Source organism: Desulfurella sp., assembly GCF_049977265.1.
Lineage (GTDB): Bacteria > Campylobacterota_A > Desulfurellia > Desulfurellales > Desulfurellaceae > Desulfurella.
Genome location: NZ_JBMFGQ010000041.1, coordinates 1 through 12,027, shown reverse-complemented (window position 1 = coordinate 12,027; position 12,027 = coordinate 1). Strand labels below are relative to the sequence as shown.

Genomic DNA, 12,027 nt, shown 5'->3' with positions numbered 1-12,027 from the left:
TAGTCAAATTGATGCTCAAAACACTCAAGAAATAAGAATATTTATACTCCAACAATCTGGAAAGTTTAATCAAGAATATACAAATTCTAAAACAATCGGTCTTGGCGATAGCGATACGGGTGTTTTGAGCACTTTTACACCAACTGGCAATCAAGTACATTACCAGTGGAAAACAATTAATTTATCAATAGTACCGAGGAATTTAGTTCAATGAAAGATTTAAAAAACCAAAAAGGCATAGCATTAATTGTAGCGATACTGCTTAGTTTTATGGCATTGACTCTAATTAGTGCATTGATGTGGCTTGTCATTTCTGGGACAAAAATGAGTGGCATGTACAAGCAATACGCAAGTGCGCACGATGCAGCAATTGGTGGTGCTGAGGTTATAATAGATACTCTATATTGGGGACAAAACCCAAGTTTGCCAGATAATTCTTACAATATAAATGATCAAACATGCTTTAGAACAAAAAGAGAAAATCCAATACAGTATTGGGGCAAATGTTTAGAGTCTAACCCAGACCTTGTTATACATTTTGGCAAGATTAATGCAAGCAGTGATTATTACACTGTAAATGTTACTATAACATCTACGACTATTGCGCCACCTTGTGCTGCATCTTCAAGTCCTGCAAAATATTATTATTCAGTTTCTGTAGATGCAACAAATTCTACAAAGCTTGACAAATCAGGTCTTGATTTTGTTTATGCATTGGGTCAGTGATTTTGCAAATTTTTAAAAAGGTATTGACAATTTTTAAAATAAATGCTAAAAAAGGCTGCTAGCATTTTAAAAGCTAGTAAAAAATTTTATGTTTTAAGGAGGGCACATGGGTGAAGGCACTCGGGAGGCATATTTTAGCGGAGTACTTTAGCTGTGATAAAGACATTTTAAATGATGTGGTTGCTTTGGAAAAGTATTTGAACGATGCAGCAAAAGCTGCAAACGCTACTGTTATTTCTTCATCTTTTCGAACTTTCCAGCCTTTTGGCGTAAGCGGTATAGTTATAATTGCCGAATCTCATCTGGCGATCCACACTTGGCCAGAATATGGTTATGCAGCAATAGACTTTTTTACATGCGGGGATTCTGCAGATCCATGGAAAGCACATGAGTATCTAAAGAATTTGCTCAAACCACTTTACACAAAAGAGCAAGAGGTTTTAAGAGGTGTCCTCGACTTAGAACATTTTACTTATAAAGCTCAATGTAATTTGGTGGTAGAGCAATGATAGACATCTTTTCAAGTGTTCCAAATATTTATAAGCTTTCTTCTTCTAACGCAGAAGGCTTGACTTTGTTAAATGCATTTGATGTAGCTTTACTTGAAAGCGGTGTAGGAAATACTAACCTTGTAAAAATGAGTTCAATTTTGCCACCAAACTGCGAGTATCAAGAAGAAATCAAGCTTCCATTGGGTGCACTAGTGCCCGTTGCTTATGCATCGATAGTGTCAGATAAAAAAGGACAAAAAATTGCTGCAGCTGTTGCAGCAGCAATACCTAAAGACAAAACAAAAAATGGTCTTATTATGGAATACGAAAACTACGATATCTCAAAAAATGAGGCAGAAAGGGTTGTTATTGAAATGGCTAAATGGGGAATGGATAAAAGAGGTTATGAAATAGAAAAAATTGTCAGTATTTCTGCCGAACACACAGTTGAAAAATATGGTTGTGCTTTTGCCTGTGTTGTATTGTGGTGGAAATGAATTATTATTGCGCAAATTCAACTTTTGAAAAAGCACAAATTGTTATTGTGGGTGTGCCTTATGATGGCACATCCTCTTTTAGGCCAGGTTCAAGGTTTGCTCCAAACGCAATAAGGGAAAATTCATACGGTATAGAATCTTACTCGCCATATTTTGATAAAGATTTAAGAGAAAAAAAAATTTGTGATATGGGCGATATGCCTTTGCCATTTGGAGATAAACAGCTTGTCCTTGATATTATAGAAAAATTCTCCTACAAGCTTATTAAAAACAAGAAAAAGCTCTTATCAATTGGTGGGGAACATTTAATAAGCTTACCCTTAATTAAAACATTTGTAAATAAATATGATAATCTTACCATTGTACACTTAGATGCTCATAGTGACTTAATAGATTCTTATCGCTCAGAAAAATTATCTCATGCCAGTGTAATTAGGCGTGTTTGCGAAATAGTGGGTTTTGAAAATGTTTACCAGCTTGGGATTAGAAGTTTAAATAGCACAGATCTAAATCTCCCATATAGAAAAGAAAACTTATGTTTGTTTAATTTTGATAAAGCTCAAGATTTTGTTGAAAGGATTGGTGATAGGCCAGTTTATCTAACAATAGATTTAGATGTATTAGACCCTTCAATTTTCCCAGGCACAGGTACACCAGAGCCTGGTGGTGTTACTTACAAAGAACTAATTGATTGTCTTAAAAAACTAAGTGTTTTAAATATTGTTGGTTGCGATATAGTCGAGCTATCTCCGCAATATGACACAAGCGGCGTTTCTTCAATTGTTGCAGCAAGTGTTGCAAGGGAAGTCTTGTGTTTTTTATAAAAACTCAATAGGTATTTCTTCAAAGCTTTCAACACATAAATCTACACAATCAGATTTTTTTGTATTAACCAGTACTGTTTTAAATTTAAACATTTTTGCTGTAATTAAATTTTGTTCCATATCATCAATCATTGTATAAAACAAAGAAGGAAATTTTTTAATAATTTTAATGTAAGGTTCTTTATTTGGTTTTGCTATAAAGTCTGCTTCTATTATATCAAATATGTCATTAAATTCACTAAGGATTTCTAGGCGTTCTAAAACATTTAAAGCATGTTTTTTGGGTGCACTTGTAAAGATGATTTTTTTGCCATTTATTTTTTTAAGTTTTTCTTTCAAATTATTATTTGTATTGATAGAAGATAAATCTACATTATGTGCATATTCTAAAAAAAAATAAGGATCAATGTTGTAATTTTTGATTAACCCCATAAGCGTAGAACCGTAGGTTTTTACATAAAAAGATCTTAAATGTTCTATAAACTCTTCTTCCATATTTAAATATTGCATCATAAATTTTTTAATATTTTTGTTTATATTGTCAAATACTCCAGTTTGGGGTTTGTATAGAGTTTTATCTAAATCTACCAAAAATGTCTTCATTTTCTAATTTATTTAATTGTAACATAAAGTTTGATGCATTACAAGACATTAACTCAAGTTCATCGTTTTTCTTGTAGAAAAAATCCAGTAGCGCTTTTGAAAATTGTTTAAGATTTGTAGGATCTATGACAACACCAGCTTTAGATTTTTCTACAAGCTCACTGTAGCCTGCAAATTTGCTTGCAATAGTGGGTAAACCGCAGGCAAGTGCTTCTTCTATTACAAATCCTGCACTATCATATAAACTTGGATAAACAAAACAGTCAGAGGATTTATAAAAGTTTTCTAAATCGTTTCTTTTGCCAAAAAATGATACTTTATGATCTAATTTGATATTTTTTGCTTTTGTTTGAAATTTTTTTATATTGTCTTGACCTACAGCTATTAAGTGAGCTTTTTCAAAAAATTTGCTGTCTTTGCTTGCAATACTAAAAGCTTCCAAAAGGTAAGAAAAACCTTTAAGCCAAAAGTTTGTAGATACATATAAAAAATAAAATTTATCAGGATTTAGATTTAATGCTTGTAAAAAAGCTTTATTTTTATTTTGTGAATTATACTTACTTAAATCAATTTTATTATACTGGATAACAATTTTTGAGCTGTCAACATTGTATCCTTGCACCAGTTGGTTTTTGACCAATTCAGAAGGAACAACAAAATACTTTGTATTTTTGTTAGTAAAGGCTTTTTTTTGAATATAGAGTAAAAAAAAGTGATATAAAGAAGTGTTCCGTTTTAATTTAGCTAGCATTAATGACAATTTGCTTGTATGCCTTAAATAGGCTTGTTTTACATAAAACTTATGGGCACCACCACTTACTCTTAAAATGTCACATCCGATGCTGTTTCCAAAACAATAAGAAATATAATTGTCTTTTTTAGCTTTTTTTGTATAAATGTAGCTTGCAACAGCAAAGCTTACAAGTTTTAGCCAGCTTGGCCAGTGGGGGACTTTTAATATCTTTATATCAAATTTTGATGTATCTATGCCATTTATTTGCGAAGTTAAAATCTTTACGCTACAACCTTTTTCAATAAGTTTTTTTGCTGTATATACAATATAGCGTTCTGTACCGCCATAGTTTGATAATTTTTTGTATACAAGCAAAACTTTTTTCATATATCATTTTATTATAACATATTTTTTTTGTATTTTAAAGGTGAGTACAAGATTTTTCTTGACAATAAAGCAAATTATTATTATAAGAGGTTATGCAAAGGGTTTGTTTATGAAAATACTATTAACAAACGATGACGGCTTTTTTAGCGATGGTATAAGTAAACTAAAGGAATATTTATCAAAAAAAAACGAAGTTTTTGTAGTAACTACAGATAGAAATAGAAGCAGCTCAAGCCATTCTCTTACTCTACACAGACCCCTTAGGCTAAGAAGAGTACAGGAAAATGTATATGCTATTGATGGTACGCCAGCAGATAGTGTTTTAATGGCAATCAGATATTTATACAAAGATAATTTACCTGACCTGGTAATTTCTGGTGTAAATGATGGTGCAAATTTAGGTGAAGATGTAATATATTCTGGTACTGTTGCAGCAGCATTTGAAGCAAGATTACTTGGTATAAAATCTTTTGCTATAAGCCTTGCATGTATTGATGATGAACCAAAATACTTTGACAGTGCTTTTTTTTATGCTGAAAAAGTTATAAAAATAATTAAAAGTATAGACTTAAATGGAAATACAATTTTAAATGTTAATGTGCCAAATAAACCATTGGATCAAATAAAAGGTATGAAGTTTACAAAACAAGGTTCTCGTATATATCAAGAAAATATTATTAAGCGTCAGGATCCAAGAAAAAACTCTTATTTTTGGATAGGCGGTCATTTAATTAAAACAAATAATTCTGAGAATACTGATTTTTGGGCACTGGAAAACAACTATGTATCCATTACACCAATAAAAGCCGATTTAACAAATTATGCGCTTTTAGAAAAACTTATGCAAATAAATTAAAATTTTTGAATTAGCACAGATCCATATTTTTTAGTTAATTGACTTTCTAATTCGTTAAGATCAGATACATCTGTAGCCCTTATGACAACGTTTCTTTTTTCTTTTGGTGCATTTTCATAACAAGTAAAAATGGTGTGAACTTTTGTGTTGAATTTGCTAATAATATTTGTAATCTCGGCAATAGTTCCTGCGGTATCAGATATTTGTGTGTATATTCTAATACCTTTTGATTGAGCAGCAGTTATGCTTATAAGTAGTTTAAAAATATCTCTATCTGATATAATACCTACAAGCTTGTTATTTTCTAAAACTGGCAGTGAACCAATTCTATTTTTGTACATTATTGCACCAGCTTCTTCAATTGCTACATCAGGAGTTATTGTTATAACATCTCTTCTTGCAATTTCTTTCAAAGTCATTTTAGATAGTAAATAGTGAAGTTCAAATATATCAAGAGATGTTGCTTTAGATGGAGAATATTCTTCTATTTCTTTAATTGACACAATACCAAATATTTTATCATTATCCATAATAGGTAAATGTTTTATTTTGTTTTCTTTCATTTTTGTAATGGCATCGCTTACTTTTTCATCAATTTGTGCTGTTATTACTTTTTTTGTCATGAAATCTTTTACAAACATTTTGCTACCTCCATTTTTTTAATTAAAATAACTTAATTTCTGGAAAATATCAAGTAAAATTTTACTTGACATATAAATAAAACAGATATATAAATAAAATAATAAAAAAGATAATTATTTTAAGGAGGTTTATATGGACGAGCAAAGATTACCGTTAATAGGTGAAAAAGCACCTGAATTTCAAGCACAAACAACAAAAGGTTCTATCAATTTTCCTGATGATTTTAAAGGAAAGTGGGTTGTATTTTTTTCTCATCCTGCCGATTATACACCTGTTTGTACAACAGAATTTATTGCTTTCAATAAAGAGTACGAGGAGTTTAAAAAAAGAAACTGCGAAATTTTAGGGCTTTCTGTGGACTCAATTTATTCCCATATTTCCTGGATAATGAACATCGAAGAAAAAGCGAATGAAAAAATACAGTTTGCTGTGGTAGGTGACCCAATGGGCAAAGTAGCCTCACTGTATGGAATGCTACATCCAAAAGCAAGTGCATCAGCTACTGTTAGAGCTGTATTTTTTATTGATCCAGAAGGTATTATTAGGGCTATTTTGTATTATCCATTAACAAACGGTCGAAACATTAAAGAAATTATCAGACTTCTTGAAGCTTTGCAAAAAACCGATTCTGATAAAATTGCCACACCTGCAAACTGGGTAAGTTCCAAACAAACCTGGGAATTTAGCGAAGAAAAAGTTATTGTTGGAGCGCCACTTACAGTAGAAGGTGCAAAACAAAGACTAAATGAAAATTACCAATGCATAGATTGGTATTTATGCTTTAAAAAATGATTCAATCGTTTTTGTTTAAAGGATGAAATGCATCATAAGCTTTGATAAGATCCTGCAGCGAAAGATGCGTATAAACTTGCGTTGCAAGTATTGATGAGTGCCCCAAAAAACGTTGCAGGATCCTCAAATCCATTCCATTATTTAATAAATGAGTAGCTCGAGAATGTCTTAATGTATGAGGAGATATATCCTTTAAAAGTGATTTTCTTGCATACTTTTTTACGATATTTTCAATAGAGCGTGTCGTTAATCTGTGTCCTGATTTGTTCAAAAATATAGGACCATTGATTCTATCACCTATATAATTTTTTAATATATCAATAGTTTTTGGACTTACAGGAACGCCCATTTGTTTGTTACCTTTTCTTGTTATTACGATTGTTTTGTTTGAAAAATTAATGTCTTCAATGTTTAAATTTACAAGCTCGGAAACTCTAAGTGCGCTTGAATAAAGTAAAGAAATAATAGCTTTGTCGCGAAGTGAGTTTATTTTTTCTAAAAATACAATTGTTTCGTCTATATCTAAAAATTTTGGAAGAGATTTTGGTGATTTTGGTCTTACAATACCACTAAGATTAAAGTTGTAAATTCCACTTCTTTTTAAAAAATCGTAAAAAACACTTAATGCAGATAGTTTTCTCTTTATAGTTAGCGGACTTTTTTTGCTTTTACTTAAAAATAATATATAGGCATTTATGTCTTGTTCGCTTACAATATAGGTCTTTTTGTATTCAATGAATTGACAAACATCCATAAAGTACGAATTTACTGTATGTTTAGATTGGTAGTTAGTTAGTAAAAAATCTAAAAACTTACTTAATACATCCATAATTTTCAATAATTTTATCTATAATGGATGTTGTTGATTTGCCTTCTAAATAGTCAATCAATACTACTTTGCCGTTTGATTTTTCTACGATATCTTTACCTACTATGTTTTTGCCTTCCCAGTCTGCGCCTTTTACCAGAATATCCGGTTGGATAATCTTGATTAGTTCGTATGGTGTGTCTTGATCAAAAATTACAACATAGTCAACAAAATAAAATGCGCTTAAAACGCAAGCTCTATCGTCTTGATTGTTAATTGGTCTTTTTTCGCCTTTAATGGATTTAACGGATTTGTCTGAATTCAAACCTACAACAAGTATATCGCCTAACTGCTTTGCTTTTTGAAGGTAATTTACATGACCTGCGTGAATGATATCAAAACAGCCATTTGTAAAAACAATTTTTTTATTGAAGGCTTTTAGTTTGTCAATGATTTCTTTTATCTGTTCGAAAGATTTTATTTTGTCCATAAATCCTCTATGATTTTGCATATATTGTGAATTATAAAGATATGCAACTCCTGAATCGTTGGTGTATAATTTGAATCAACTATAAAGCTAATTTTGGCAATATCTTTTATTATACCACCATCTTTACCTAAAAGCGCAATTGTTGTAAGACCTATTTCGTTTGCTTTTTTAATGGCTAAATAAACATTTTTTGAGTTACCACTTGTTGATATACCAAAGGCTATATCACCTCTTTTACCAAGAGCATCTATTTGACGCTCAAAAACTTTGTCAAAACTATAATCGTTTGCAATGCTTGTGATTATGGATGTGTCTGTTGTTAGTGCAATTGCACTTATGGCTTTTCTTTCTTTTAAAAACCGGCCGACAAGTTCTGCTGCCATATGTTGTGCATCTGCTGCAGAGCCGCCATTGCCAAAAATCAACAATTTATTGTTATTGATTAAGGCATTAAATATAACTGTGGAAATATTTTCAATTTCCTTTTGTCTATTTTGTAACTGAAAAAATCTTTGCGCGGTTTGATTACACAGTTCTACAAAATCCATAACAACTCCCTTTTTTAATGTATCATATTTTAAAATTATAACAAGGTCAAGTATTTTTGTTTATAAAGTTATTAATTTTGTATCTTTTATTGAAATTAGTTAATTATGGTATATTTTAATTTTAAAAGTATTTTTTAAAAGGGGGTTTAGATGAGTGTTAAATTGTATGCATTCAGTAGTGGAATTTTAAAATCCACTAAAGAAAAGTTTTTATTCAACACGGGTATTGGTGAACCTTTTGATATTCCTGTGCCATATTTTATGGTTGATATAGATGGCACAAAAGTACTTATAGATACCGGAATATCTCCAGGTTGCATAAAGGATCCGCAAGGTACATGGGGTGATATTATCAATGTTTACTACCCGGTTATGAAAGAAGAAGAACAGCCAGTTGTAGCACTATCCAAACTTGGTATAAAACCAGAAGATATTTCCTATATCATACAAACACACCTTCATCTAGATCATGCAGGAAGCACAAGGTTTTTCCCAAACGCTAAAGTAATTGTCCAGCTAAACGAATTAAGGTATGCATTTTTTCCTGACCCATTAATGGATGCAGCCTATATCAAAAATGATATTAAAGATCCAAATATCAAGTGGGAACCTATTGTAGGCTTCAGAAGTATGTTTAATGGTGCAATATTTATTATTCCAACTCCAGGTCATACTCCAGGACACCAAAGTGTTCTTGTTAGACTTAAAAAGCACAAGAGCGTAATTATTACTGGTGATTCTATTTACTTAAAAGATAACTTTGAAAAAAACATACCATCTGGCTTTGCACTTAACTTTGCAGATGCTGCATATTCTGTACAATCCCTGGGTGAGCTTGCAAAAGCAGAAGATGCTGAAATCTGGTTTGGTCATGATCCTGAATTCTTTAAAACAATAAAATTAGCACCAGAATATTATGAGTAAAAGGAAGGATTATATGTCAGGTAGAATTGTATTTGTTAATGAGTTTACAAATGGAATATTAGATCCAAAAGCTTCTATGCTTGGTCCATTACAAAATGGTGGTTACATTATTGCAAACACTGCACCGGGATGTTGGGGTCCAATGATAACTCCAGCCATAAGAGGTGGTCATGAAGTAACAAAGCCTGTTTTTATAGAAGGTGCAAAAGTAGGTGACAGTGTTGCGATAAAAATTCATTCAATAAAAGTTACTTCAATTGTGACTTCATCTGGAAATGAAAAAGCTATTGAAGGTAGATTTATAGGTGATCCTTTTGTTGCAGCTAAATGTCCAAAATGCAACACTTTATACCCAGAAACCTATATAGATGGGATTGGTAAAGATGCCATAAAATGTAAAGTATGCGGCGAGAGTATAGCTCCTTTTGAATTTACAAATGGATACACAATAGCATTTGATGAAAACTATAAAATAGGTATAACACTTAACAAAAATGCTGCAGAAATTGCTGCAAAAGATGCAAAAAATTATATGCAAATACCTGATAATTCTATACAAAATCCAATTGTTGTTTTTGCACAATCCGACATAGCAGGATTAACTGCTCGCTTAAGGCCGTTTATGGGTCAGCTTGGTACGCTTCCTGCTATTGCCATGCCAGATTCTCATAATGCTGGAGATTTTGGCCAATTTTTAATAGGCGCACCGCATGAATATGCTATAGAAAAAGAACAATTATCTTTGCGCACAGACGGTCATATGGATATTAATAAAGTAAGGCAAGGTGCTATAGTAATTGCGCCTGTTAAAATCGATGGCGCTGGAGTTTACTTTGGTGATATGCACGCTATGCAGGGTGATGGTGAAATTGCAGGTCATACAACAGATGTATCCGGTATTATTGTAACTCAAGTTGAGATTTTAAAAAATGTCGAACTTGAAGGACCAATTATTTTACCTAATATTGAAGATTTACCTTATTTAGCAAAACCATTTTCATGCCAGGAGAAAGATATTGCAAAAAAACTAGCTTCTATATGGGGTATGGTTGAACTTGAAGAATCTTTGCCTGTTTCTTTTGTTGGAAGTGGTGCCAATATAAATGAAGCAACAGATAATGCTTTGCAAAGAGCGTCTAAAGTTTTAGGAATATCAATACCTGAAGTAAAAAATAGAGCCACAATTACAGGTGCTATTGAAATAGGTAGATTACCAGGTACTGTGTCAGCTACTTTTTTAGCACCAATAAGTTTGTTAAAAAACGCTGGTTTATATGATATTGTTTGTAAAAAATACGAAAGTTAGGAGGTTAAAATGAATTTATCCTATTTTTCTCCTAATGACAGTGTTTTTACTGTCAGAAATGTTCAGGTAAAGTTTGGCGAAGGTGTTGCAAGTGAAGTAGGCTATGAAGTAAAAAGAATGGGTGCAAAAAAGGTTCTTATAGTTACAGATGAAAATATTAGCAAAAATACAGATATACTAAATACTATAAAAGATAGCCTGGAAAAAGCTGGTATTGGTTTTGATGTGTTTGACTCTTCTCCGGTTGAACCAATAGACACTGCTTTTATGAAAGGCCTCGAATCTATAAAAGGCAATACGTATGATGCTTTTGTCGGTGTTGGTGGTGGCTCATCCATAGATACAGCAAAAATGCTTAACCTCTACACCACATACCCAACGCAAGACTTCAAAGATTATGTAGCACCACCCACAGGTCTTGGCAAAACCATACCAGGACCACTTAAGCCTTTAATTGCAATTCCAACAACAGCAGGTACAGGTAGCGAAAATACGCCTGTTGCTATTGTTGATTTAGAAAAGGAAAAACTTAAAGTAGGTATATCCCATCAGTATTTACTGCCAAGTTTAGCTTTGCTTGACCCGGTTTTAACTGTAACGCTTCCTAGCTACTATACTGCTTCTACCGGTATGGATGCATTGCTGCATTCAATAGAAGCTTATACTGCTCTTCCATATTATGCAAGAATAAGACCAGATTCTCCAGATAAAAGACCAGTCTATATTGGTGCAAACCCTGTTTCTGATCTATTTGTAGAAAAAAGCATTGAGCTTATTGGCAAATATCTAAGGAGAGCCTGTCATAACCCATACGATTTAGAAGCAAGAAGCAATATGCTTTTGGCTGCTCACTTAGGCGGCGCGTTTGGAAACGCAGGTGTTCATATACCACATTCTCTTGCATATCCTTTAGCTGGAAGAAACCATCAGTTACCGCATGGTATATCGGTATGCGTTACAGCACCAGCTGCACTTGAGTTTATTATACCAACAAGTGCATCTAAACTAAAAAAGGTTGCGCAGCTAATGGGCAAAAATACAGATGGTTTAAGCGATACAGAAGGTGCTTATCTGGCAAAAGAAGCTGTTGTGGAATTAATGAAAGATATTGATTTTCCATCAGGTATAGAAGCAGTTGGCTTTAGTGAAAAAGACATAGAAGAACTATCCCAGTCTGCTATGCAGGTTCAAAGGCTTCTTGTATGCAGTCCAAGGCCGGTAAAGATTGAAAATATAAGGGAGATTTACAAAAAAAGCTTAAAGAATTGGTAGCTTACGCTGTTTGACTTTAAAAGGAGGAAATTATGCCAGAAGCAAAAGAATACTACAAAATGTTAACGCCTGAATTTAAATATCCTAGAGTATTTTGCAGTGAAGAAGAAATCATGATGGCAAAAACA

The 12,027-nt window shown here is 32.4% G+C and carries 16 protein-coding genes; 10 read left to right on the top strand and 6 right to left on the bottom strand.

The genetic code is table 11. The features are described 5' to 3' along the window. The 5 genes from ACP5FO_RS07450 to speB all read left to right on the top strand — a co-directional run. Positions 1–214: hypothetical protein (locus tag ACP5FO_RS07450; RefSeq protein WP_428157288.1), on the top strand; the 214-nt coding region annotated here is incomplete at its 5' end. Then, the gene (locus ACP5FO_RS07445) at positions 211–726 is read left to right on the top strand and encodes a hypothetical protein (RefSeq protein WP_428157287.1); all 516 of its coding nucleotides are present in this window, start codon (positions 211–213) and stop codon (positions 724–726) included. The genes ACP5FO_RS07450 and ACP5FO_RS07445, both read left to right, overlap by 4 nt. Positions 727–836: 110 nt before the next feature. Continuing rightward, positions 837–1,235, top strand: coding sequence for an adenosylmethionine decarboxylase (gene speD / locus ACP5FO_RS07440; RefSeq protein ID WP_025392184.1), 399 nt, complete (start codon positions 837–839; stop codon positions 1,233–1,235). Then, a complete protein-coding gene (locus tag ACP5FO_RS07435) occupies positions 1,232–1,714 on the top strand; it encodes a pyruvoyl-dependent arginine decarboxylase (RefSeq protein ID WP_428110595.1) in 483 nt (160 codons plus the stop codon). The genes speD and ACP5FO_RS07435 overlap by 4 nt, the downstream gene beginning before the upstream one ends. Beyond that, positions 1,711–2,538 (top strand): agmatinase, encoded by an 828-nt coding sequence (gene speB / locus ACP5FO_RS07430; protein WP_428157286.1) that lies wholly within the window; start codon positions 1,711–1,713, stop codon positions 2,536–2,538. The genes ACP5FO_RS07435 and speB overlap by 4 nt, the downstream gene beginning before the upstream one ends. Here the strand turns inward: speB and ACP5FO_RS07425 are convergent. Together ACP5FO_RS07425 and ACP5FO_RS07420 are read right to left on the bottom strand one after the other, a co-directional pair. Further along, on the bottom strand, positions 2,533–3,141 hold the full coding sequence (locus tag ACP5FO_RS07425) for an HAD family hydrolase (RefSeq protein WP_428110593.1): 609 nt from the start codon (positions 3,139–3,141) through the stop codon (positions 2,533–2,535). The two genes, speB and ACP5FO_RS07425, sit on opposite strands and share 6 nt — an antisense overlap. After that, positions 3,113–4,261: a glycosyltransferase family 4 protein gene (locus ACP5FO_RS07420; RefSeq protein WP_428110592.1), complete on the bottom strand. Its 1,149-nt coding sequence runs from the start codon at positions 4,259–4,261 to the stop codon at positions 3,113–3,115. Before ACP5FO_RS07420 ends, ACP5FO_RS07425 begins: the two co-directional genes overlap by 29 nt. A 109-nt stretch (positions 4,262–4,370) precedes the next feature. Here ACP5FO_RS07420 and surE point away from each other — a divergent pair, with 109 nt between their 5' ends. Further along, positions 4,371–5,117, top strand: a complete 747-nt coding sequence (gene surE / locus ACP5FO_RS07415; protein WP_428157285.1) for a 5'/3'-nucleotidase SurE — start codon at positions 4,371–4,373, stop codon at positions 5,115–5,117. On the opposite strand, the gene ACP5FO_RS07410 is transcribed toward surE, so the two are convergent. Continuing rightward, complete coding sequence (locus ACP5FO_RS07410) at positions 5,114–5,758, bottom strand: CBS and ACT domain-containing protein (protein ID WP_428110590.1); 645 nt, start codon at positions 5,756–5,758, stop codon at positions 5,114–5,116. The two genes, surE and ACP5FO_RS07410, sit on opposite strands and share 4 nt — an antisense overlap. A 133-nt stretch (positions 5,759–5,891) precedes the next feature. On the opposite strand from ACP5FO_RS07410, the gene ACP5FO_RS07405 reads away from it, so the two are divergent. After that, complete coding sequence (locus tag ACP5FO_RS07405) at positions 5,892–6,551, top strand: peroxiredoxin (RefSeq protein ID WP_428110589.1); 660 nt, start codon at positions 5,892–5,894, stop codon at positions 6,549–6,551. 1 nt (position 6,552) lies between these two features. On the opposite strand, the gene xerA is transcribed toward ACP5FO_RS07405, so the two are convergent. Genes xerA through ACP5FO_RS07390 form a run of 3 tightly spaced genes read right to left on the bottom strand, consistent with a single transcriptional unit; the run spans position 6,553 to position 8,397 of the window. Then, positions 6,553–7,380 (bottom strand): site-specific tyrosine recombinase/integron integrase, encoded by an 828-nt coding sequence (xerA, locus tag ACP5FO_RS07400; protein WP_428110588.1) that lies wholly within the window; start codon positions 7,378–7,380, stop codon positions 6,553–6,555. Then, positions 7,364–7,849: a D-glycero-beta-D-manno-heptose 1-phosphate adenylyltransferase gene (gene rfaE2 / locus ACP5FO_RS07395; RefSeq protein ID WP_428110587.1), complete on the bottom strand. Its 486-nt coding sequence runs from the start codon at positions 7,847–7,849 to the stop codon at positions 7,364–7,366. Before rfaE2 ends, xerA begins: the two co-directional genes overlap by 17 nt. Further along, on the bottom strand, positions 7,837–8,397 hold the full coding sequence (locus tag ACP5FO_RS07390) for a D-sedoheptulose-7-phosphate isomerase (protein ID WP_428110586.1): 561 nt from the start codon (positions 8,395–8,397) through the stop codon (positions 7,837–7,839). Before ACP5FO_RS07390 ends, rfaE2 begins: the two co-directional genes overlap by 13 nt. 150 nt (positions 8,398–8,547) lie before the next feature. Here ACP5FO_RS07390 and ACP5FO_RS07385 point away from each other — a divergent pair, with 150 nt between their 5' ends. Genes ACP5FO_RS07385 through ACP5FO_RS07375 form a run of 3 tightly spaced genes read left to right on the top strand, consistent with a single transcriptional unit; the run spans position 8,548 to position 11,899 of the window. Next, positions 8,548–9,321, top strand: coding sequence for an N-acyl homoserine lactonase family protein (locus ACP5FO_RS07385; RefSeq protein WP_272978924.1), 774 nt, complete (start codon positions 8,548–8,550; stop codon positions 9,319–9,321). Positions 9,322–9,334: 13 nt separating this feature from the next. Continuing rightward, positions 9,335–10,627 carry an acetamidase/formamidase family protein gene (locus ACP5FO_RS07380; RefSeq protein ID WP_428157284.1) on the top strand — a complete coding sequence of 431 codons (1,293 nt, stop codon included), beginning with the start codon at positions 9,335–9,337 and terminating at the stop codon, positions 10,625–10,627. Positions 10,628–10,636: 9 nt separating this feature from the next. Continuing rightward, the gene (locus ACP5FO_RS07375; protein WP_428157283.1) at positions 10,637–11,899 is read left to right on the top strand and encodes a hydroxyacid-oxoacid transhydrogenase; all 1,263 of its coding nucleotides are present in this window, start codon (positions 10,637–10,639) and stop codon (positions 11,897–11,899) included. Positions 11,900–12,027: the final 128 nt, after the last annotated feature.